This window comes from Solwaraspora sp. WMMA2080 (assembly GCF_027497395.1).
Taxonomy (GTDB): domain Bacteria; phylum Actinomycetota; class Actinomycetes; order Mycobacteriales; family Micromonosporaceae; genus Micromonospora_E.
Window position 1 is genome coordinate 1,549,456 of sequence record NZ_CP114910.1, and the last position, 20,554, is coordinate 1,570,009.

Here is a 20,554-nt window from a genome sequence, read left to right on the forward strand (position 1 = left end):
GCGGGTCGGCACCGGGTCCGCACCGGTCCACCTGCTGATCACCGTACGGTGATCGCGGCGTCGACGAGGTACCGGGGCCCTTCGTCGGCGACCATCGACTCCTCGTACGCCTCGATGGTGTAGTCGCCGGGCGGCAGGCTCAACTCGACGAACGCCTCCCCCCGGCCGGGTGCGCCCGCGTCGAGCGTGACGTACCGCCGGTGCACGACCTGTCCGCCCTGGCGGATCCGCAGCTGGGCGGTGGCCTCGTGGACGCTGCCAGCGAGGTGCACGGTGAAGGTCGACCCGACGGTGTCGCCGTGCTGCGGGTCGATCAGCCAGAGCATGGCCAGGGTGTCCAGCGCGGCCCCCTTGGTGATCTCGTCGCCGGTGTCGACGTGACCCCACAGCCGGTCCACCGGCTCGCCGTCGAGCAGCAGCCGGATCCTGGGGTCGCCGCCGGTGACGCCGGCGACGGTCCAGGCGAGCTGCTGCACCGCAGCGGCGGCCCCGGCGGCGTCGAGGTTGGCGACCCCGGCTCCGGTGATGTTGACGCCGACGATGTCGTACTGGGTCCACACGGTCGCCACCGTGGCCCCGGACGGCCACAGGGTGCGGTAGTCGGGATCGGCGAGCCGGGCGGCGGTGAGCATCTCGCCGAGCGTGGCCCGCAGTTCGGCGACGACACCGGTGTCGGTCAGCTGGAACCGGTGGAACTCGCGGTAGAGCCGCAGCCCCTCGCCGTCGGCCGTACCGACGTAGTAGACCGGCAGGGTCGACACCGGGGTGCCGGCCTGCTGTCCGGCGGCGCCGGCGGTCGGCGGACCGCCGGTCGCCGGGCCGGCGACCGGGGCGTCGCGGTCGGTCGGCTGGTCGGTCGGCCCGCCGGTCGGTGCCGCGCCGGGCGGGGCCGGGCCGGCGCTGACCGCCCCGGACGGCGGGCCGGGCTGTGACACCGGCGGCAAGCAGCCGACCACGCCGACCAGGCTGGCGGCGACGGTCGTGGCGGCGGCGCCGAGCAGCACCGCCGGCATCCGGCGCCGTCGGCGGGCGTCGATCTTGCCGCGGATCGCGGTCAGCCCGTCGGGCCGTACGTCGACCCGGTCGGCTTCGGTGTGCAGCGCCCGGCGCAGCAGGTCGGCGGTACCGGCGTCGCCGGGCAGGTTGTCGTGGTCGGTGTCCATCACAGGCCGTCCAGGCTGGTTCGCAGTGCGGCGATGCCGCGTGCGGTGTGGCTCTTCACCGCGCCTCGGCTGACCCCCATCGCGTCGGCGATCTGCGCCTCGGACAGGTCGGCGTAGTAGCGCAGCACGATCGCCTCCCGCTGGCGGGGCGGTAGGGCGCGCAGCGCGGTGATCACGTCGGCGTGGCGGAGCTGGTCGAGGGCGCCGGCTTCGGCGCTGGGTGCGTCGGGGTCGGGCCGGGCGGCGGCCAGGTGGGCTTGCACGACCCGTCGGTGCCGGATCGCCGACCGGCACCGGTTGACCACGGTGACCCGCAGGTAGCCGAGTGCCTTGTCGGCGTCGCGGAGCCGCCACCAGCGGCTGTGCAGGGCCACGTAGGCATCCTGCACGATCTCTTCCGCCATGCCCGGTTCCCGCAGCAGCAGGGTGGCGAGGCGCACCAGCGGGCGGTAGTGCGCGGCGAACAGGCGGGTGACCGCCTCGTCCGCCGCCCACGTCGTCGTCTGTGCCCGCTGTCGTGGCATCGTCCTCCCCGAGCCCAGGTCGGTGACCAGTTCGGGTGTCACGCCACTACGACGTGTCACCAGCGCATCTGGTTTACCGCGCGAGCGGCGGGAACGTGACGGGTCGGGGTACCGCGGTTCGAGAGGTCAGGTTCAGCCCACCGGTACGGCGTGGACGGCCCGCAGGGCAAGCGCGGCGTCGAGCACGGCGACCATCGACGACCAGCCCTTGTCCTCGGCCGAGCCGGGCAGCCCGGCCCGGTCGCGGGCCTGGTCGATGGTCTCGACGGTGAGCACGCCGTGCCCGACCGGGGTGGACTCGTCGAGTGACACCCGGGTCAGGCCGTCGGTGACCGACCGGCACACGTAGTCGAAGTGGGCGGTGGCGCCGCGTACCACCACGCCGAGGGCGACCACCGCGTCACAGCGCCGGGCCAGGGCCTGGGCGACGACGGGCAGTTCGACGGAGCCGGCGACCCGGACCACCTGCACGGCGGCGACGCCGCAGGCGTCGGCGGCGGCGAGCGCCCGGGTGAGCATCGCGTCGACCAGGTCGGTGTGCCAGCGGGCGGCGGCGACGCCGACGGCAAGCCCGGCGGCGTCGACGGTGGAGACTCCGGGTTCGCCGAATCCGGCCATCAGGCCCGCCCTCCGGATAGTTCGCCGACCGGGTCGAGGTCGGCCGCGCCGTCGACGCCGTCAAGGTCGGCCGGTGCTGTGCCGGCCGGCTGATCGAGTCCGTCGAGCAGGTGGCCCATCCGGTCCCGTTTGGTACGCAGGTAGCGCACGTTCTCCGGATGCGGATGGACGGTCAACGGTTCCCGCCCGACGACGTTCAGGCCGTACCCGGTCAGCCCGGACACCTTGTCCGGGTTGTTGGTGAGCAGCCGGATCGATCGGACCCCGAGGTCGTGCAGGATCTGCGCACCGGTGCCGTAGTCGCGGGCGTCGGCGGGCAGGCCGAGTTCCAGGTTGGCGTCGACAGTGTCCCGTCCCTGGTCCTGCAACTGGTAGGCGCGCAGCTTGTGGGCCAGACCGATGCCCCGGCCCTCGTGGCCGCGCAGGTAGAGCACCACGCCGCGGCCCTCGGCGACGACCCGGGCCAGGGCGGCGTCCAGCTGCGGGCCGCAGTCGCAGCGCAGCGAGCCGAAAACGTCCCCGGTGAGGCACTCGGAGTGCACCCGGACCAGCACGTCACGACCGTCGTCGAGGTCACCGTGGACCAGGGCGATGTGTTCGGCCGGGTCGTGGGCGACCCGGTAGCCGACGGCGCGGAACACCCCGTACGGCATCGGCAGCCGGGCCTGCGCGACCCGCTCGACGTGGGTCTCGTTCCGCCGCCGGTGGGCGATAAGGTCGGCGATGGTGATCAGGGTGAGCCCGTGGTCGGCGGAGAACTTCTCCAGGTCGGGCAGGCGCATCATGGTGCCGTCGTCGTTGACCAGTTCGCAGAGCACCCCGGCGGGGCGCAACCCGGCGAGCCGGGCCAGGTCCACGGCGGCCTCGGTGTGACCGGGCCGGTGCAGGACACCGCCGGCGCGGGCGCGCAGCGGCACGACGTGGCCGGGCCGGGACAGGTCGGTCGGGCCGGCGGCGGGGTCGGCGAGCAGCCGCAGGGTGTGTGCCCGGTCAACGGCGGAGATGCCGGTGCTGACGCAGTCGCGGGCGTCGACGGTGACGGTGTACGCGGTGCCCCGCCGGTCCTGGTTGGTGTGGTACATCGGCGGCAGGTCGAGCCGGTCGCACTCGGCCTCGGGCAACGGCGCGCAGATGTAGCCGGAGGTGTGGCGCACCATGAACGCGACGAGTTCGGCGGTGGCGTGTTCGGCGGCGAAGATCAGGTCGCCTTCGTTCTCCCGGTCGGCGTCGTCGACGACCACCACGGCCCGGCCGGCGGCCAGGTCGTCGAGGGCCTGTTCGACGGTGCCGAACCCGGCGGCGGTCACGGGCGGACTCCGCCGACGGACCGTGCCCCGTCCAGTTGCTTCGCCACGTACTTCGCGATCACGTCGACCTCCAGGTTGACCAGGGCCCCGACCGGTTTCCGGCCGAGGGTGGTGAGTTGCACAGTGGTGGGAATCAGCCCGACGCCGAACCAGCCGGCCGTGCCGGACCCGGTCGCGGCCGTGACCGCCGCCGTGGTGTCGCCGTCGGACACCTCCATGACGGTCAACGAGACGCCGTCGACCGCGATTGAACCTTTCTCCACGACGTACCGGTGCAGGCCGGTGGGCAGGCTGAACCGGACCTGCTCCCAGCGGTCGCCGGGGGTGCGCCCGACGACGGTGGCGACCCCGTCGACGTGGCCCTGCACCAGGTGTCCACCGAGGCGGGTGGCGAGGGTGGCGGCGCGTTCCAGGTTGACCGGGTCACCGGGCCGCAGTGTCCCCAGTGAGCTACGGTCGAAGGTCTCCTTCATCACGTCGACGACGAACCGTTGCCCGTCGACGGAGACGACGGTGAGGCAGACGCCGTTGACCGCGATGGAATCGCCGTGCCGGGCGTCGGCGGCGACCAGTGGGCCGTGGACGGTGAGCACGCCGCTGTCGCCGTGCCAGTCGAGCGGGCCGGCCTCGCCCAGCTCCTCAATGATGCCGGTGAACATCGACTCAGCCCTCTTTCTGCCGGGGTACGGCGGTGATCCGCAGGTCGGGGCCGACCTGGGTGACGTCGACGATGGTCAGGTCGATGGCGTCGGCGATGGTGTGCACTCCGGCGTCGCCGAGCGCGGCGGGGCCGGCGCCGAGCAGCCTCAGGGCGAGGTAGCCGACCACCCGGTCGACCAGGCCGGCGCGCAGGAACGCTCCGGCGAGCACCGGGCCGCCTTCCAGCAGCGCGGAGCGGATGCCCCGGTCGTAGAGGGCGGTCAGCAGGGCGGTGAGGTCGACCCGGCCGCGGTGGTCGGCGCCGACGTCCGCGGTGGTGGCGATCCAGGTGCCGGCGGCAGCGTCCCGGACCCGGGCGTCGGCCGGGGTACGCCCGGAGCTGTCCACGATCACCCGGAGCGGCTGCCGGACGGCGGGTCCGCCGGTGCCCGGGGTCCGGACGGTGAGCCGAGGGTCGTCGGCGAGTACGGTGCCGACGCCGGCGATGATCGCGTCGGCGGTGCCGCGCAGCGTGTGGACGTCGGCGCGGGCCGCCTCCGAGGTGATCCACATGCTGGTGCCGTCGGCGGCGGCGGAGCGGCCGTCGAGCGTGGCGGCGTACTTCCAGGTGATGTAGGGGCGGCGCCGACGGACGGCGGTCAGCCAGGCGATGTTGGCGTTCTCGGCCTCGGCGGCGCGCAGCCCGACCTCGACGTCGATGCCGGCGGCGCGCAGCGTCTCGGTGCCACCGGCGGCGATCGGGTTGGGGTCGGGTACGGCCAGCACGACGCGGGCGAGCCCGGCGTCGACCAGGGCGGTGGAGCAGGGTCCGGTGCGTCCGACGTGGTTGCACGGTTCGAGGGTGACGACGGCGGTGCCGCCACGGGCCCGGTCGCCGGCCTGGGCGAGGGCGGCGATCTCGGCGTGCGCCCCGCCGGCGTAGGCGTGGAAGCCTTCGCCGACGACGTGGCCGGCGGTGTCCAGCAGGACGCAGCCGACGATGGGGTTGGGGCTGACCGAGCCGAGGCCACGGACCGCGAGGTCGATGGCGCGCCGCATCGCCTCGTCTTCGGAGAGGATCGCCATGGCCGTTTCTCTTCTCCTCGCCTGCCGGGGTGCGCGGCGGGCGGGAGGTGCCGGGCCCGGTGGGGGTGGCCGGCGACAGCATGGCGGCGGCGGAACGCCTCGGCGCCCGGCCACGACGGACCGGCCCCGGGGCGCTGCACGGGTACGGCGGTGCCAGTCGGCACGCCACACCTGAGCGTCCGTTCCGCGCGCTGTCTCCCATCCGGACTGTCTGGGCCGGTCCGTGCCACGTCGGCACGGTCTGGCCCAACCGTCGGCTCCGGAGTCTCACCGGATCCACCGGGCGTCGTCTGCGACTACGACCGGGTCGCGGGCTGGCCACGGCTCGCGCCGTGGATCACCGCCGGTTCGGAATTTCACCGAGTCCCGCCAGCGCGTGGTGGGTGCTTCTCCGAGTGTTACACAGTGCACGGGGATCATCGCCAGAGACGCGACCGACCTCACAGCTGTCGGATACCCGACAGAAGGTCGGTCGTCGGCCTGTTCTGGCAGGTCAGTTGGTGGACAGCCGGCGGTCGACCGCGATGTACGAGCCGGGTTGGCTCTTGGCAACCGACTTCATCTCGTTGGCCACCGTAATGATCTCGCGGGGGTCGCTGAACCGGCGGCTGCCCGCCGACACCGCCACCCCGACCGAGAGGGTGACCAGGGCAGCCTTCTGCAGTTTGCCGCGCCGGTCCTTGACCTCCACGTAGCCGCGCCGGGCGTCGGACGGGTCGTACAGCTCGTCGGCGGCCTTCTCGAAGTCGAGGATCGCCTGCTCGATGATCGGCCGCACCTGTTCGGGCGCGCAGACCACCACGAAGTCGTCGCCGCCGATGTGGCCGAGGAACGCCGGCGGCAACCCGATCGACACCACCGCCCGGTGCATGCAGCGGGCCAACGCGGAGATGAACTCGTCGCCGCGGGCGAAGCCGTACACGTCGTTGACGCTCTTGAACCGGTCGATGTCGACGTAGCCGACGGCGTAGTCGGCGCCGCTGCGGACCCGGTCGGTGATCTCCCGGCTGACCCGGGTGTTGCCAGGCAGCCCGGTCAGCGGGGACACCTCGCGGTACTCGCGGTTGCGCCGCAGCGTGGAGCTGACCCGGGCGATCAGCTCCGAGGTGTCGAAGGGCTTGACCAGGTAGTCGTCGGCGCCGGCGGTCAGCCCGACGACCTTGTCGACGGTCATCCCCTTGGCGGTCAGCATGATGATCGGCAATGCGGCGGTCATCGGGTCGGCCCGCAGCCGCCGGGTCAGGTCCAACCCGCCGATACGGGGCATCATCAGATCGACCACGGCCAGGTCCGGGCGGTGCCGTTCGATGATCTCCAGAGCCTCCTGACCATCATGGGCGAGCATCACGTCGAAGCCGTGCAACCGCAGGTTGACCTCGACGAACCGGGCGATGTCGACATCGTCGTCGACGACAAGGATCAGGTCCGGCCGGGACTCGGCCCCTTCCGGGCTCACCACCGTGGCGCGGTCCGCTCGGCGATCTGCCGCAGTCTGCGGACCGCCTCGGCGGGGTCCTCGGCGCCGTACACGGCGGTGCCGGCGACGAACGCGTCCGCGCCGGCCGCGGCGGCCTGCTCGATGGTGTCCGCGGCGATCCCGCCGTCGACCTCAATCCGCAGCTCAAGATGGCCGCTGGCGGCGTGCCGGCGGGCGGCGCGGACCTTCTCCAGCATCTCGGGGATGAACCGCTGGCCGCCGAACCCGGCCTTGATCGTCATGACCAGCAGGGTGTCGAAGCTGGGTAGCAGCTCCAGGTAGTCCTCCACCGGGGTGTCCCGGTCGACCGCCAGGCCGGCCTTGGCCCCGGCCGACCGCAGCTCCTTGGCCAGCGCCACCGGGTCGTCGCACGCCTCGGCGTGGAAGGTGACGTTGTACGCGCCGGCGTCGGCGTAGCCCGGTGCCCAGCGGCGCGGGTCGGTGATCATCAGGTGCACGTCGAACGGTAGTGAGGTGGCCGGCAGCAGGCTCTGCACCACCGGCAACCCGATGGTCAGGTTCGGCACGAAGTGGTTGTCCATCACGTCGACGTGCAGCCAGTCCGCCGTCCCCTCGACCGCGCGGGCCTCGTCGGCCAGACGGGAGAAGTCGGCGGCCAGGATGCTGGGCGCGATGAGCGGCGCTGGTGCGGTCACCGCGCCAGTCTACGAACGTGAGCAAGCGTTCCACACCCGCCACGACGATCGCCCGCCCGACGGCGGACCCGACGGCCGACCCGCCGATGGACGGCCGACCCGGCGGTCGGCGGGCGGGTAGCCGGGGCGGTCGGCGGGGCGGTCGGCACCGGGCCCGCGACCGGGCGTCGCAGGCGGGTACGCCGGCCCAACAATCCGCGCGAATGCGTTATTGACTGCCATTTACCGACATACGCAACGGCGCCGGTGGTGGCTCGAATAGCTCCAAGATCCACCACCGGCAATGCAAAATTTCCGATTGTAGCCACGACAGCACCTTCGGTAAGGTGGCCGCCATGACCGACCCGCGTCGCGTCGACGCAGATCCGGCTGCCCGCAGCAGATCCAGGCCAGTTCCACGGCTCAGCCTGCGGGAAAATCTCGTCGGGATGCGGGCTATGCGCCGGGATCAGCTTGCATTCCTGCAGGACGCGGTCCGTAACCACGGTGACATCTTCAGGATACGTCTCGGTGGTATACCGATGGTGGTACTGACCAACCCGGAGCACATCCACCATGTCCTGGTCGACAAACACGCCAACTACGACAAGGAAAGCTTTCTCTGGCGTACGGTCCGGGCGATCCTCCGGGAAGGACTGATCGGCAACCGGGGCGACGAGACCTGGCAACGTAACCGCCGGCTGATGCAGCCGACGTTCAACCACGCCAGCGTCGCCCGCTTCGCCCCGAACATGACCGGCCTGACCGCGGACATGATCCACCGATGGGCGCCGGAGGCTGCCTCCGGTGCGCCGGTCGACGTCGTCGGACCGCTCACCGACCTGGCGCTGAAGATCGTCCTGCGGTCGCTGTTCGGCGTCGAGCCCGACGAGCGCAGCCACCAGTTCGAACGCGACTTCCTGGAAGTCAACCGCCGGCTCGGCGACTTCCTCCGGTTCCCCTTCCCGCCGCTGAGCTGGCGCACCCCGTCCCGCAACCGGATCCGTGCACTGACCCGGAAGCTGGACGGCTTCGTCCGCTACCTGATCGACACCCGCCAGCACGAGCGCGACAGCGACCACCGGGACCTGTTCAGCCTGCTACGGCACGCGGTGGACCCGGTCACCGGCACCAGGCTCACCCCGGACCAGCTCTCCAACGAGATCCTGGCGATGATCATCGCCGGGTACGAGACCACCAGCAACTCGATCTCCTGGGTGTACTACCAGTTGGCCCGCCACCCGCAGGTGCAGCAACGGGTGCACGACGAGGTCGACACCGCCCTCGACGGGCGGGTGCCGACCTTCGACGACCTGCCCCGGCTGCCGTACACCCGGATGGTCATCGACGAGACGCTGCGGCTGTTCACCCCCGCCTGGCAGACGATGCGGCGGGCGGCGACCGACGATGTGGTCGGCGGCTACCGCATCCCGCAGGGCACCGAGGTGCTGATGAACCTGCTCCTGCTGCACCGGTACCCGGACTTCTGGCCCGACCCGGACCGCTTCGACCCCGACCGCTTCACCCCGGCAGCGGTCGCCGCCCGGCCCCGGCACGTCTACCAGCCGTTCGGCAGCGGCCCGCGGCACTGCATCGGCAAACACTTCGCCCGTACCGAGCTGCACCTGATCACCGTGATGCTCGCCCAGACGTTCGCGGTCAGCCTGCCCGAGGGCGCGCCGCCGGTCGGTTTCGCACCGCTGGTCACGCTGCACCCGGCGGGCGGCATGTGGCTCCGACTGCACCGTCGCTGACCTGCACCATCGCTGACCGGTCCACCGCGTCGACCCGTGGAAAGTGAGAAGAGCATGTCCCCGCAGGTACGCAGCCGAGCCCCGGGCGGCACCCGGGAGATACCCACCGTCACGCCGGGCAGCGGCGTCGGCGGCACCTTGGCCTTCAAACGCGACCAGCTCGCCTTCCTCGGCCGGGGCGTCGACCGCTACGGCGACATTTTCCGGTTCCGGCCCCTGGGTATCCCAATGGTGCTGGTCAACCATCCCGACTACATCCGGCATGTGCTGGTCGACGAGGGCGAGAAGTACGACAAGAACGCCGTCCTGTTCAAGGTCGTCCGGCCGGTGCTGCGCAAAGGGCTCATCGCCAACCCGGACATGGATCTGTGGCGACGGCAACGGCGGATGATGGCACCGCACTTCACACCCCGTACGGTCAGCTCTTTCACCCGAAACATGACCGACGAAGCCGAACAAATGCTCGTCCGGTGGGAGCAGAATTACGGCCGGGGCGGCACCCTCGACGTCACCGACGAGATCGGCCAACTCGCCCTACGAATCGTCAACCGGTCGCTGTTCAGCGCGCAGGTCGGCGACATCGCGCAGGCCTTCGAACGGGCATTCGGCGAGGCCAACGCGATCCTCGGCGCGTTCTTCCGATTCCCGTTCCCGCCGCTGAGCGTGCCGACCCCCCGGCACCGCCGGCTGCGGGCCGCGATCGCCGACATGGACACCTTCGTGTCAACGTTCATCAACCGCCGGCTGCACGAGGAGGTGCCCACCGGCGAGGAGACCGACCTGCTCACCCTGCTGCTGCACACCGTCGACGAGACCGACGGCCAGCGGATGGACCTGGAACAGCTGCACCACGAGGTGCTCAACATCTGCATCGGCGCCTACGAGACCACCACGAACACCCTGTCCTGGGCGTTCTACCTGCTCGCCCGGCACCCAAGGGTGGAGGCGAAGCTGCACGCCGAGGTCGACTCGGTGCTCGCCGGCCGGACGCCGACCTTCGAGGACCTGCCCCGGCTGCCGTACACCCGGATGGTCGCCGACGAGACGCTGCGCATCTACTCACCGGCGTACCAGTTCATGCGCCGGGCCAGCTCGGCCGACGTGATCGACGGTTACCGGGTGCCGGCCGGCACCAACATGCTGATCAACAGCTACCTGCTGCACCGGCACCCCGACTTCTGGGACGACCCGGAACGCTTCGACCCGGAGCGGTTCACCCCGGAGCAGGTGGCGCGGCGCCCGAAGCACGTCTACGTGCCGTTCGGCAGCGGCCACCGGATCTGCATCGGCAAACACTTCGCGCTGTCCGAGCTGGTCCTGGTGCTGGCCTCGGTGGCCCGTCGGCACCGGCTCGTACTGCCACCGGACGCACCCGAGGTGCGGCCGGAGGCGCTGATCACCCTGCACCCCAAGGGCGGGGTCCACCTCAACCTGGAGTACCGGTGACCTTCACGGACGACACGGCCAGCCACCTGAGCCTCGACCCGGTCCAGCAGACCCTCGACCGCTTCCCCTACCAGCTCAACCCGCACGTCGAACAGGCCCGCGCGCACCTGACCAGTTGGGTACGCGATACCGGACTGGTGCTGCGTGAGCAGGCCCGCGCCCGATTCGACCACGCCGACTTCGGCTGGTTCGCGTCGATGGTCTACCCGACCGCCGACGCGGCGCATGCCGAGCTGATGGCCGACTGGTTCGCCTGGCTGTTCCTGGTCGACGACCAGTTGGACGACGGTGCCGACGGACGCAGCCCGCAGCACCTCGCCGAGGTGATGGCCGCGATGCGGCGGGTGCTGTCCGCCGACGACTTCGGCGCCGCCGACGCGCGGCGCCGGGACCTGCCCCGGGCGGTGTCGTCGCTGGCCGACCTGTGGCGGCGTACCGCGCCGGACGCCACCGCCCGCTGGCGGCAACTGTTCGTACGGCACCTGGAGCAGTGCCTGACCACCGCCGCCACCTGGGAGGCCGGCAACCGGCTGTCCGGCACCGTGCCGGACGAGGCCACCTACATCGAGAAACGCCGGCACACCGGGGCGATCTACGTCTGCATGGACTTCATCGACGTCGTCGAACGAATCGACATGCCCGACGAGGTGTACGACAGCGCGCCGTTTCGCACCGCGCTCGACGCCGCCTGCAACGTGGTCTGCTGGACCAACGACATCTACTCGCTGGACAAGGAACGCGCCCTCGGCGAGGTACACAACCTGGCGTACATCGTCGGCTACCACCATGGGCTAGACCGCGACGCGGCGGTCGACCGGGTGACCCGGGCGATCGACGCCGAGACCGACCTGTACCTGGCGGCGGAGGCGCAGCTGCGGCGGACCTTCCCCGGCCGGCCGGCGGTGCTGGAGCCGTACCTGGCCGGGATGCGCAGCTGGATGCGCGGCAACGTCGACTGGTCCAGCCGGACAAAGCGCTACCAGCCGACGCCGGCGACCACCGAACCGGCGCCACAGGAGTATCTGGAGGCCACGTTGCTCGGGAGCCAGGGTTGACCGCCACGACCACCGCACAACGCGACGCCTGGGCGCGACTGGCGGCGGCGCGGACGTTGATCGAGCCGCAGCTGCGCCGCGCCGTCGACCGGCTCGCCGACCCGATCCACACCGTCGCCGGCTACCACTTCGGCTGGTACGCCGCCGACGGCAGCCCGGCCGAAGCCGGCTGGGGCAAGGGGCTGCGCGGCGGCCTGGCACTGGCCTGCGCCGAGGCGGTCGGTGCCCCGGCGGACCGGGCGGTGCCGGCGGCGGTCGCGGTGGAGCTGGTGCACAACTTCACCCTGCTGCACGACGACGTGATGGACGGCGACCGGACCCGGCGTGGCCGGCCCACCGCCGGGGCCGCGTTCGGCGACGCGCAGGCCATCCTGGCCGGTGACGCGCTGCTCGCGCTGGCCTTCGACACGGTACGCGGGCAGGCCGCCCCAGCCGCCGCCGAGCTGTGCCAGGTGCTGCTGGATCTGGTGGCCGGGCAGAGCGCCGACGTGGCGTTCGAGTCACGTACCGCCGTGGGGTTGGACGCCTGCCTGGCGATGGCGGCCGGCAAGACGGCGTCGCTGATTGGCGCCGCCTGCGCGGTCGGCGCGATCAGCGGCGGCGCCGCCCCGGACCGGATCGACGGGCTGAAGGGGTACGGCCACCACCTGGGGATGGCGTTCCAGCTGGTCGACGATCTGCTTGGCATCTGGGGCGACCCGGCGGTGACCCGCAAACCGGTCGGCGCCGACCTGCGGCAGCGCAAGAAGTCGCTGCCGGTGGTGTTCGCGATGGGCAGCGGCACGCCGGCCGGCGCCGAGCTGACCCTGCTGTACGCGATACCGGGCGGGTTCACCGACGGGCAGGTGGCCCGGGCCGCGCTGCTCGTCGAGCAGGCCGGCGGCCGGGACTGGGCGAGGCGGGAGGCGGACCGGCACCGGGCGGCGGCGCTCGACCGGCTGGCGACGGCCCGGCCCGAAGCCGGCGCGGGTACGGCGCTCGCCCAGCTCGCCGACCTGGCCACCCATCGGGACCACTGACCGTGCTAGACAGTGCTCCGGGGCCCGGCCGGTCGGCGGTCGACCCGGTGTCGTAGCCTCGTCGGCTTGAGTGGACAACGGGGAGGCGGCAGGATCATGGCGCGACGGTGGGGTGTCCGGGCGAGGCTGGCAGCGCTGCTGACCGCCGCGTCACTGACCACGATGGCCGGCTGTGTGCCGCTGTCGCCGGGCGTGGACGGGGATCTGGTCAACGGCTGGGCCGCGTTCGACGAACCCGTCCACTTCGCACCCGAGGCCGGCAGCTGCCATAACGCTAGTCGGCGCTTCATTGACTGGGAGAGCTATCGACCAGTTGGCTGCGTCCGGTACCACCTGGTGGAGACCGTGCACGTCGGAACGCTCGGCGACGAGCCGGCGGTGCCGTTCGACGAGGACGGCGCGGCGGACGGTCTGATTCCGGCCCGGCGGGCCGCCCGGGCCGAGTGTGACCGAAGGGTGAACGAGTTCCTTGGCGGTCCCTGGCAAACCGCCCGGCTGCAGATGACGGTCGTGTCGCCGTCCGACGCCGCCTGGACCGGCGGGGCCCGCTGGTTCGGCTGCGACGTAGGGGTCGTGGACAGTCCTGGCGGCCCACTGGTCGACTGGTACGGCACCATCAAGGGTGCGCTGCACGCTCCCGGCCATCCGCTGCTTCTGACGTGCTACGACTCGGCGGCGGTCGGTGTCGACGACGAGCCGCTGACCGAGCCGCTGGACTGCGACACCCCGCACCAGGCCGAGTTCGCCGGCACGTACGTGGAGGACAAACTGGGGTACGACGAGGTGGAGTTGAACGACGATCGGGTTCACACCCGGTGCCGCAAGGTGGTGGCCGACTACGCGAAGGTGCCGAACAACGGCGACCTGCAGTACCGGGTGGGCACCATCTACACCTACTCCGACGTCCTGGACTGGGCGGAGGGCGACAGGGCGATCCGCTGCTTCGCCTGGCGGGCCGACCCGCTGTTGACCGGCTCGGTGCGCGCCGGCGGCACCAGCGCCCTGCCCATCCAGTACCAGTGAATCGGCAAATTCTCATGATCTTGCAGCCGCTACGGACCAGGATGGTCGCGCTGCTGGCCGCCGCGTCGCTGGCCGTTACGGCCGGCTGTGCGGCACCGCCGCCGGGGACCGACGGCACCCTCACCGACGGTTGGGCCGGGTTCGACGAGCCGACCACCTTCGTCCCGCAGGCCGGCACCTGCCACCGCGCCGAGGCTGCCTCGGGCAGCGGCAGGTACTACCGTCCGGTCGACTGCGACGAACTGCACCTGGTCGAGACAGTCCACGTCGGCACCTTCACCGGTGCCGACGCGCAACGGACGACCGCCCCGGTGGGCAATGTCCCGGCCCGCGAGACGGCCCGCGTCGAGTGCGATGCCCGGGCCGCCGAGTTCCTCGGCGACATCTGGCAGCACGGCCTGCTCGACATGACCGTGCTGGTGCCGCCGCAGGCGGCCTGGAGCGCCGGGGCCCGCTGGTTCCGCTGCGACCTCACCGAGATCAGCAGTGTGTTCCGGGACAAGGTGCTGCCCCGGACCGGAAGTCTGCGCGGCACGCTGGCCGACGGTGGCGCGCTGCGGCTGGGCTGCCACGACGTGCGGTGGGGCGACGACCACCTCGAAGCGCTGGAGCCGGTCGACTGCGCCCGGCCGCACCACGGCGAGTTCGTCGGCGTCTTCGACGGCGGCACCCTGCCCGGCAGCTGGCCCGGGGACGAGGCGATTCAGGAGCGCTGCCTGCTGATGATCGCCGACTACGCGGACCTGCCGGTCGACGAGGACCTGCCCTACCGGGTGGCCACGTTCTGGTTCCGGACGGGGAACCCTTCGGTGTGGGCAGGCGACCTGCGGGTCCGCTGCTTCCTGTACGTACCCGACTTCACCACCCCGCTGGTCCGCTCCGCCAAGGGCGGCGGGCCCGACCTGTTCCCGGTCTGGTAGCCGCTCACGATCCCTGGCGCGCCCGACCCCCGACCAGGCATAGTGCTATTCTGCTAGCGGCCTAGCAGAATAGGAGTCGGCGTGATCGAGTTCAGGCTGGACCGCCGGTCCGGCGTCACCCCGTACCTGCAGTTGGTGCAGCAGGTACGCCAGGCGGTGCGGCTCGGCTGGCTGCAGGAGGGCGACCGGCTGCCGACCGCCCGGGAGGTCGTCGCCGCACTCGGGATCAACCAGAACACGGTGCACAAGGCGTACCGCGAACTGGAACGCGACGGCGTGGTGCAGTCCCGGCCCGGCGTCGGCACCTTCATACTGGCGTCGCTGTCGGCCCGCCGCGCGGCCTGGGACCCGGCGATCCGCACCCAGCTCGCGGCCTGGGTCGCCACCGCCCGCGCCGCGGGCCTGGACGACGACGACCTGCGCGCCATCCTCGCGGCCGAACTGGCCGAGAACGCCTCGCCCCGAGCGGCGGACAACCGGCCGGAGCGGACCGGATGACCACGTTGCAGACCACCGGCCTGGGCAAACGGTACGGCCGCAGCTGGGCGCTGCGCGACTGCACGCTCGCCGTACCGGCCGGCACGGTCACCGCGCTCGTCGGCCCGAACGGTGCCGGCAAGACCACCCTGCTGCACCTGGCGGTCGGCCTGCTCACCCCCAGCGCCGGGCAGGTCCGGGTCGGCGGGCGGCCACTCACCGGGCACGGCCACGACCTGGCCCGGGTCGCGTTCGTCGCCCAGGACAAACCCCTGTTCGCCGGGTTCACCGTCGCGGAGATGCTCCACTTCGGCCAGGCCGCCAACCCGGCCTTCGACACCGGCGGGGCGCTGGCCCGGCTCGACGACTACGGCATCCCGCTGCGGCAACGGATCCGTACCCTCTCCGGTGGGCAGCGCACCCTGGTCGCGTTGACCCTCGCCCTGGGCAAACGCGCCGAACTGCTGCTGCTCGACGAGCCGCTCGCCGACCTGGACCCGTTGGCCCGTACCGAGGTGATGGGTGCGCTGATGGCCGCCGTCGCCGACACCGGCGCCACCGTGGTGCTCTCCTCGCACATCCTGGCCGACCTGGTCGACACCTGCGACTACCTGCTGCTGCTCAACCGTGGCCGGCTGCAGGTGGCCGGCGGATTCGACGAGCTGACCGAGGCGCACCGGGTGCTGACCGGGCCGGCCGAGCTGGCGCAGCGGCTGCGGGCGGCGGACCATCCGCCCGTACACCTGAGCGTCACGGCCCGGCAGACCACCGCGCTGGTCCGGCAGGCGTCGACAGTGGTACGCGGAGAGCCGGCGACGGTACGCGGGCAGCCGGCCAGCCACGACGACGGGCAGGTGCCCGGCCTGGAGGAGCTGGTGCTGGCGTACCTGCGCAACCCGGACGCCGTCTGCCTGCCCGCGCCCACCCTCGTCGCGGCCGGTCAACCGGCGGGGAAGGACGTCCGATGATCTGGCTCGCCTGGCGTCAGCAGCGGTTCCCGTTCATCGCCGCTGCGATCCTGATCTGCCTTTACGGCGGGTTGACGGCGGCCGCCCACGTCGACGCCGAGTTCGTCACCATCACCCAGCTGTTCGCCGGCTACCTGACCATCGGGGTCTGCATGTTCTGGGGCGTGCCGCTGGTGGCCCGCGACCTGGAGCAGGGCACCCACCGGCTGGCCTGGACGCGGAGCCGGCCGCGCGGCCACTGGCTGGCGGCTCGGCTGGCGGTCGCGGCGGCCGGGTCGCTGACCGCCGCCGCCGTGGTGACCGCCGCCGTCACCTGGGGGTTGCCGACGACCGACGGCGACCCGATGCGCTGGTTCGCCTACGAGTCGCACGATCTGATCCCGCTCGCCCGGGTGCTGTTCGCGCTCGCCCTCGGCGCGGCGCTGGGTGCGGTGACCCGCAACACGCACGTCGCGATGGCGCTCAGCGTGCCGGTGCTGGGCATCGTCCAACTGGGCGGTGCACGCGTGGTGCGCGAGGCCAGCTCGTGGACGTACTGGCAGTTGCAGGTCGCCGAGTCCGGCGTCTACCTGGGCGCGGCGGCCGTACTCACCGCAGTCACGTTCCTCGCCGTCCACCGCCGGCCCTGACCCACGTGACGCCCGCACCGGTCCCCGCGCCCCGCTGGCTCTGATGAGCACACCGGTCAGTACAGGTCAGTAGATCCAGCTGAATTCCAACTCGTCGATGGTGTTGCCGACGTGGACCTCGGCCAGGAATCGGCGCATCAGGCTGCCCGGGTCGGCGGCGTCCTCGATCTGGATCAGCATGCCGCGTCCGTGCGCGACGACGGCGTCGAGCACGAGGCGTTCGAGCCTTTCGGCGTTGACCGGGCCGGGCCGGCAGCCGCACGGTGCGCCGTACGCCCGGCCGCTCAACGTCTGCAGGCAGACCAGCCGACGGTCGCAGCCGGCACAGGTCAACAGCCCGTCGAGGGAAAACTCGGACCGACCCGCGCGGTCGACGCGGGACATGCCGGTCGGCGGTACGTGTCCACCGCTGGCGGTGCGCTCACTCATGTTCGCAAACCTCCGTCACGAGATACCGGATTTCGTGAATTCACCCTTGTGGCGGACCACATTTCCAGCCGGCGTACGGCAGACTCAATCGTGGACGCTGGCTTGTCTCCACTGTGATGTGGCGATTTCGGCGACCAGCCCGGCCAGCGGTTGCTTTCTGAAACATTGGCGCGGGTGGTGGGTGTGTCGGATGAGAGGAAGGTGAAGCGATGCCGGTCACCGGACCGACTGTGGTGCGCCGTCAGCTGGGGCGACGGCTGCGCCGACTGCGGGAGGAGTCGTCCCGCACCGAGCAGGAGGTGGAGCGGGCGAAGGTCTGTTCGCGTACGACGTTGTGGCGCATCGAGAACGGTAAGTTCCCGGTCAAGATGAACACCGTTCGCGGTCTCTGCTGGTTCTACGGTGCCGACCCGGAGACGACGGACGCGTTGACCCGGCTCGCCGGGGCAAGCGACGAGCACGGCTGGTGGGAGTCGCACGGCGACGCCGTACCGGACTGGTTCCGCCTGTACGTCGGCCTCGAAGCCGCCGCCACCGAGATCGGGGTCTATGACCCCGAGGTGATCCACGGTCTGCTGCAGACGCCGGATTACATGCGCGCGGTGTTCCGCGCCACCTATCCGGATGCGCCGCAGGAGAAGATCGAGCGGCTGGTATCGCTGCGGCTGGACCGGCAGATTTCCTACTACGACCGCGAGCAGCCGGCCCGGATCGTCGCGATTCTCGGGGCCGGTGCGCTCGTCCGCGAGGTCGGCGGCCCTGCGGTGATGGCCGAACAGCGCGCCCACCTGGCCAGCCTGGGCCGACGGGTACGGGTGGAGGTCCGCGTCCTGCCCTGGTCCGTCGGCGCTCACCCTGCGTTCTCCGGCCAGTTCATCTTGCTCGACTTCGCCGACCCGGACGACCCGGACATCGCCTACGTCGAGTCTCATATGGGTGCTCGTTACCTGGAGCGTCCAGAGGAGTTGGCGGAGTACCGTCGAATTTTCCGGCTGATCCGCGGGCAGTCGGTCCCGATCGAGGAGCATCTGCGATGAAGCCTGACACCCCCTGGTTCACCTCCAGCCGCAGCGCCGGCAACGGCGGAGCGTGCGTCGAAGCCCGTCGGCACGCCGGACAGGCCGAGGTACGCGACAGCAAGGACCGCACCGGCCCCACCTTGACCTTCACCACCCGGCAGTGGGGCACCTTCACCACCGCCCTACAGACCGGCACCCTCCCCCACTGACCACCGCCGATCGCCCTGTCCCCCACCCCTATCCCTGGGGTGGGGGACGCTCGTCCTCCTTCTGACACTGGTGACGCGTGAACGTCCTTGATCTCAACCGAACCTGGGACGAAGCGAAGTACTTCGCACTGGGCCAGACACCTGACCGGACCGAGCTGGTCGACGGTCGTCTGTGGATCAGTCCGGCACCGAGCAAGCGTCATCGACAGCTCTCGTTCCTGCTGATGTCCGCGCTGTATCCGGCGGCCCGGTCTGCCGGTCTCAAGGCGTACGAGGCGATCAACGTCAGATTGCGTACCGATCGGATCGTGATCCCAGACCTTGTCGTCGCCGACACCAGCAGCGAAGGATCCGTTACCGATGCGACCGAGGTCGTGCTGATCTGCGAGATCACGTCTCCGAGCAACGCCGCCACCGATCGACTGCTCAAGATGCAGTTGTACGCCGCCGCCCGAATCTCGTGGTATCTGCTGGTTGAGCCCGAGTTGCCGGGTCCGTCAGCAGTGACACTCCGGCTCTTCCGGCTTGACAACGAGCACTACGTCGAGCACGTGACCGCGACCAAGGGCGACGTGTTGACCACCGATCAACCGTTTCGGTTCACGCTCGACACGGCCGCACTGCTCGACGAGTAGACACCCGGCCGGCCGAGCGATGGCTGTGGCTAGGTTCGGACTGGATCGGTCCAGACGGTGCCTCGTGCCTGGTATTCGAGGGCTTCCTCTACCCGGATGGCGACGTCCGCACCCAGCAGGCGCTTCACCAGGTGCAGCCCCAGGTCCAGGCCGGAAGTGATTCCGGCGGCGGTGACGAGGTCGCCGTCGTCGACCACGCGGGCGTTCTTGACGATGCCGCCGCGCGAGGTCAGCTGCTGCTTCGCGACGGTGTGCGTGGTGCAGGGGCGGCCGTCGACCAGGCCGGCCACGGCGAGGAGCACCGCGCCGGTGCACAACGACGACATGATGAGCCTCGGCCGGGGAGCCGCCGCCAGCGCGCTGGGCAGCGCCCCGTTTTCGATCTCCGCCCAGATGCCGGGCTCGCCGGGTCGACCACCACCGGGAACGATGATCACGTCGGCCGTCTCGGGCTGCCAACCATGCTTGACCCGTACCTCGGTGCCGAACGCTGCGGTGACCAGGCGTGGCCGACCGTGCACCATGTAGTTGACGTCGATCTCCCGTTCGCTGTACCAGCCGGCCAGCGAGAACACTTCCTTTGGGGCGATGAAGTCCTGCTCCTCGACACCGTCGAACATTACGATCCGTACCCGCAAGGGTCTGTTGGTGTCACGCGGCGGCGCGGCCGCAGCCGCAGCCGCGACCGGTCCGCCGGTCAGCGCTCCGACGCCCACCGCCGCCCCACCCGTCAACATCGCCCGTCGCTTCATCTACGTCCCTCCGTCACCAACGTCAGCAGATAGATAGTCGGCGATAGAGGCATGCTGGTTCCGGGCGAAGCACGGGAAGGTTCCTTTGGTTCAGCGGAAGCCGGCCGCCAGGAACGCTCCGAGGCCGAGCAGCGCCAACGGCAGCGCCGTGGCGAGGCTGAGGAGCCGGTTACGGGTAGTCCCACCGGCCAGGACGATCACCAGTACGCCGAGCACCGCTCGGACCACGACATGCGGGATCCGCTCGCTGCCGTAGCTCGGATCGCCGATTCGGGCCGCCTCCAACGCCGCCTCGGTGAAGCACACCGCGCCCGGCAGGGCCGTACCGATGGTCTGCCGCCAGCCTGAGCCACGTGCCCAGATGCCGCCGACGCCGAAGACCACTCCGGCGAGGACCCCGAAGGCCATCCAGAGCAGAGAGGTAGGCGCCCACAGCAGCGACCAGTCGTCGCCCTGGACCAGCGCCGCCGCCACGTAGTAGGCGGGTACGGCGATCACCAGTCCGGCGGCGGCACCGGCAGCGGCCCGCAGCCATTCGGTACGGACCCAGTACCCGAAGAAGAACGCGGCGACCGCCCACACCGCAGACGAGTTGCCCAGGTCGGCAAGGGGCCACCAGGGCATGAACTTGATCCATACGAAATCGACGAAGCCCAGCAGGAAGCCGCCGAGCACCGCGACGAGCGCGACGCGCCGATTGTCCGGATACATGCTGTAGGACCATACCGTGCCGCAGGCCAGGCCGTTCCTCGCGCTGCGGGCACCTACCG

24 protein-coding genes are annotated in these 20,554 nt (G+C 71.1%); 13 read left to right on the top strand and 11 right to left on the bottom strand.

Annotated elements, in window-relative coordinates; all coding sequences use genetic code 11:
- Positions 1-38: 38 nt before the first annotated feature.
- The 8 genes from O7543_RS06935 to rpe all read right to left on the bottom strand — a co-directional run bounded on the left by O7543_RS06935 (position 39) and on the right by rpe (position 7,470).
- Positions 39-1,163, bottom strand: coding sequence for a Gmad2 immunoglobulin-like domain-containing protein (locus O7543_RS06935; RefSeq protein ID WP_281554605.1), 1,125 nt, complete (start codon positions 1,161-1,163; stop codon positions 39-41).
- On the bottom strand, positions 1,163-1,729 hold the full coding sequence (locus O7543_RS06940; RefSeq protein WP_281554604.1) for a SigE family RNA polymerase sigma factor: 567 nt from the start codon (positions 1,727-1,729) through the stop codon (positions 1,163-1,165). The genes O7543_RS06935 and O7543_RS06940 overlap by 1 nt, the downstream gene beginning before the upstream one ends.
- Before the next feature lie 90 nt (positions 1,730-1,819).
- Positions 1,820-2,305 carry a 6,7-dimethyl-8-ribityllumazine synthase gene (gene ribH / locus O7543_RS06945; RefSeq protein ID WP_281554603.1) on the bottom strand — a complete coding sequence of 162 codons (486 nt, stop codon included), beginning with the start codon at positions 2,303-2,305 and terminating at the stop codon, positions 1,820-1,822.
- Entirely contained in the window at positions 2,305-3,612 is a 1,308-nt protein-coding gene (locus O7543_RS06950) for a bifunctional 3,4-dihydroxy-2-butanone-4-phosphate synthase/GTP cyclohydrolase II (RefSeq protein WP_281554602.1), read from the bottom strand. The genes ribH and O7543_RS06950 overlap by 1 nt, the downstream gene beginning before the upstream one ends.
- Positions 3,609-4,271 (bottom strand): riboflavin synthase, encoded by a 663-nt coding sequence (locus tag O7543_RS06955; RefSeq protein ID WP_281554601.1) that lies wholly within the window; start codon positions 4,269-4,271, stop codon positions 3,609-3,611. Before O7543_RS06955 ends, O7543_RS06950 begins: the two co-directional genes overlap by 4 nt.
- A gap of 4 nt (positions 4,272-4,275) precedes the next feature.
- Positions 4,276-5,337 carry a bifunctional diaminohydroxyphosphoribosylaminopyrimidine deaminase/5-amino-6-(5-phosphoribosylamino)uracil reductase RibD gene (gene ribD, locus O7543_RS06960; protein ID WP_281554600.1) on the bottom strand — a complete coding sequence of 354 codons (1,062 nt, stop codon included), beginning with the start codon at positions 5,335-5,337 and terminating at the stop codon, positions 4,276-4,278.
- Between the two features lie 493 nt (positions 5,338-5,830).
- Positions 5,831-6,796, bottom strand: a complete 966-nt coding sequence (locus tag O7543_RS06965; RefSeq protein WP_281554599.1) for a response regulator — start codon at positions 6,794-6,796, stop codon at positions 5,831-5,833.
- On the bottom strand, positions 6,790-7,470 hold the full coding sequence (gene rpe / locus O7543_RS06970; RefSeq protein WP_281554598.1) for a ribulose-phosphate 3-epimerase: 681 nt from the start codon (positions 7,468-7,470) through the stop codon (positions 6,790-6,792). The genes O7543_RS06965 and rpe overlap by 7 nt, the downstream gene beginning before the upstream one ends.
- A 17-nt stretch (positions 7,471-7,487) precedes the next feature.
- Here rpe and O7543_RS06975 point away from each other — a divergent pair, with 17 nt between their 5' ends.
- The 10 genes from O7543_RS06975 to O7543_RS07020 all read left to right on the top strand — a co-directional run bounded on the left by O7543_RS06975 (position 7,488) and on the right by O7543_RS07020 (position 16,740).
- On the top strand, positions 7,488-7,685 hold the full coding sequence (locus O7543_RS06975) for a hypothetical protein (RefSeq protein WP_281554597.1): 198 nt from the start codon (positions 7,488-7,490) through the stop codon (positions 7,683-7,685).
- A gap of 213 nt (positions 7,686-7,898) precedes the next feature.
- Positions 7,899-9,203, top strand: a complete 1,305-nt coding sequence (locus tag O7543_RS06980; protein ID WP_281555562.1) for a cytochrome P450 — start codon at positions 7,899-7,901, stop codon at positions 9,201-9,203.
- Between the two features lie 54 nt (positions 9,204-9,257).
- Positions 9,258-10,649 (top strand): cytochrome P450, encoded by a 1,392-nt coding sequence (locus O7543_RS06985; protein ID WP_281567359.1) that lies wholly within the window; start codon positions 9,258-9,260, stop codon positions 10,647-10,649.
- Positions 10,646-11,704, top strand: a complete 1,059-nt coding sequence (locus tag O7543_RS06990) for a hypothetical protein (RefSeq protein WP_281554596.1) — start codon at positions 10,646-10,648, stop codon at positions 11,702-11,704. The genes O7543_RS06985 and O7543_RS06990 overlap by 4 nt, the downstream gene beginning before the upstream one ends.
- Positions 11,701-12,723, top strand: coding sequence for a polyprenyl synthetase family protein (locus O7543_RS06995; RefSeq protein ID WP_281554595.1), 1,023 nt, complete (start codon positions 11,701-11,703; stop codon positions 12,721-12,723). Before O7543_RS06990 ends, O7543_RS06995 begins: the two co-directional genes overlap by 4 nt.
- Before the next feature lie 96 nt (positions 12,724-12,819).
- Complete coding sequence (locus tag O7543_RS07000) at positions 12,820-13,746, top strand: septum formation family protein (protein ID WP_281554594.1); 927 nt, start codon at positions 12,820-12,822, stop codon at positions 13,744-13,746.
- A gap of 14 nt (positions 13,747-13,760) precedes the next feature.
- A complete protein-coding gene (locus O7543_RS07005) occupies positions 13,761-14,666 on the top strand; it encodes a septum formation family protein (protein ID WP_281554593.1) in 906 nt (301 codons plus the stop codon).
- A gap of 81 nt (positions 14,667-14,747) precedes the next feature.
- A complete protein-coding gene (locus O7543_RS07010; protein WP_281554592.1) occupies positions 14,748-15,164 on the top strand; it encodes a GntR family transcriptional regulator in 417 nt (138 codons plus the stop codon).
- Positions 15,161-16,111 carry an ABC transporter ATP-binding protein gene (locus tag O7543_RS07015; protein WP_281554591.1) on the top strand — a complete coding sequence of 317 codons (951 nt, stop codon included), beginning with the start codon at positions 15,161-15,163 and terminating at the stop codon, positions 16,109-16,111. The genes O7543_RS07010 and O7543_RS07015 overlap by 4 nt, the downstream gene beginning before the upstream one ends.
- Complete coding sequence (locus O7543_RS07020) at positions 16,108-16,740, top strand: hypothetical protein (protein ID WP_281554590.1); 633 nt, start codon at positions 16,108-16,110, stop codon at positions 16,738-16,740. The genes O7543_RS07015 and O7543_RS07020 overlap by 4 nt, the downstream gene beginning before the upstream one ends.
- A 66-nt stretch (positions 16,741-16,806) precedes the next feature.
- Here O7543_RS07020 and O7543_RS07025 read toward each other — a convergent pair whose 3' ends face one another.
- Positions 16,807-17,169 carry a hypothetical protein gene (locus tag O7543_RS07025; protein ID WP_281554589.1) on the bottom strand — a complete coding sequence of 121 codons (363 nt, stop codon included), beginning with the start codon at positions 17,167-17,169 and terminating at the stop codon, positions 16,807-16,809.
- Between the two features lie 209 nt (positions 17,170-17,378).
- On the opposite strand from O7543_RS07025, the gene O7543_RS07030 reads away from it, so the two are divergent.
- From O7543_RS07030 to O7543_RS07040, 3 genes are all read left to right on the top strand, one after another.
- Positions 17,379-18,206 carry a DUF5753 domain-containing protein gene (locus O7543_RS07030; protein ID WP_281554588.1) on the top strand — a complete coding sequence of 276 codons (828 nt, stop codon included), beginning with the start codon at positions 17,379-17,381 and terminating at the stop codon, positions 18,204-18,206.
- A complete protein-coding gene (locus O7543_RS07035) occupies positions 18,203-18,397 on the top strand; it encodes a DUF397 domain-containing protein (protein ID WP_281554587.1) in 195 nt (64 codons plus the stop codon). Before O7543_RS07030 ends, O7543_RS07035 begins: the two co-directional genes overlap by 4 nt.
- A 77-nt stretch (positions 18,398-18,474) precedes the next feature.
- Entirely contained in the window at positions 18,475-19,032 is a 558-nt protein-coding gene (locus O7543_RS07040; protein WP_281554586.1) for a Uma2 family endonuclease, read from the top strand.
- A 29-nt stretch (positions 19,033-19,061) separates the two neighbouring features.
- On the opposite strand, the gene O7543_RS07045 is transcribed toward O7543_RS07040, so the two are convergent.
- Together O7543_RS07045 and O7543_RS07050 are read right to left on the bottom strand one after the other, a co-directional pair.
- A complete protein-coding gene (locus tag O7543_RS07045; RefSeq protein WP_281554585.1) occupies positions 19,062-19,784 on the bottom strand; it encodes a DJ-1/PfpI family protein in 723 nt (240 codons plus the stop codon).
- A 90-nt stretch (positions 19,785-19,874) separates the two neighbouring features.
- Positions 19,875-20,495, bottom strand: coding sequence for a DUF6518 family protein (locus tag O7543_RS07050; RefSeq protein ID WP_281554584.1), 621 nt, complete (start codon positions 20,493-20,495; stop codon positions 19,875-19,877).
- Between the last annotated feature and the right edge of the window lie 59 nt (positions 20,496-20,554).

Bases quoted from the DNA above. Each gene is read 5' to 3' on its own strand.
- O7543_RS07025 (WP_281554589.1), bottom strand. From the start codon at position 17,169: ATGAGTGAGCGCACCGCCAGCGGTGGACACGTACCGCCGACCGGCATG.
- O7543_RS07030 (WP_281554588.1), top strand. From the start codon at position 17,379: ATGCCGGTCACCGGACCGACTGTGGTGCGCCGTCAGCTGGGGCGACGG.
- O7543_RS06955 (WP_281554601.1), bottom strand. From the start codon at position 4,271: ATGTTCACCGGCATCATTGAGGAGCTGGGCGAGGCCGGCCCGCTCGAC.
- O7543_RS07000 (WP_281554594.1), top strand. From the start codon at position 12,820: ATGGCGCGACGGTGGGGTGTCCGGGCGAGGCTGGCAGCGCTGCTGACC.
- O7543_RS07020 (WP_281554590.1), top strand. From the start codon at position 16,108: ATGATCTGGCTCGCCTGGCGTCAGCAGCGGTTCCCGTTCATCGCCGCT.
- O7543_RS07050 (WP_281554584.1), bottom strand. From the start codon at position 20,495: ATGTATCCGGACAATCGGCGCGTCGCGCTCGTCGCGGTGCTCGGCGGC.
- O7543_RS06935 (WP_281554605.1), bottom strand. From the start codon at position 1,163: ATGGACACCGACCACGACAACCTGCCCGGCGACGCCGGTACCGCCGAC.
- ribH (WP_281554603.1), bottom strand. From the start codon at position 2,305: ATGGCCGGATTCGGCGAACCCGGAGTCTCCACCGTCGACGCCGCCGGG.
- O7543_RS07045 (WP_281554585.1), bottom strand. From the start codon at position 19,784: ATGAAGCGACGGGCGATGTTGACGGGTGGGGCGGCGGTGGGCGTCGGA.
- O7543_RS06980 (WP_281555562.1), top strand. From the start codon at position 7,899: ATGCGGGCTATGCGCCGGGATCAGCTTGCATTCCTGCAGGACGCGGTC.
- O7543_RS07035 (WP_281554587.1), top strand. From the start codon at position 18,203: ATGAAGCCTGACACCCCCTGGTTCACCTCCAGCCGCAGCGCCGGCAAC.
- O7543_RS06985 (WP_281567359.1), top strand. From the start codon at position 9,258: ATGTCCCCGCAGGTACGCAGCCGAGCCCCGGGCGGCACCCGGGAGATA.
- O7543_RS07005 (WP_281554593.1), top strand. From the start codon at position 13,761: ATGATCTTGCAGCCGCTACGGACCAGGATGGTCGCGCTGCTGGCCGCC.
- ribD (WP_281554600.1), bottom strand. From the start codon at position 5,337: ATGGCGATCCTCTCCGAAGACGAGGCGATGCGGCGCGCCATCGACCTC.
- O7543_RS07015 (WP_281554591.1), top strand. From the start codon at position 15,161: ATGACCACGTTGCAGACCACCGGCCTGGGCAAACGGTACGGCCGCAGC.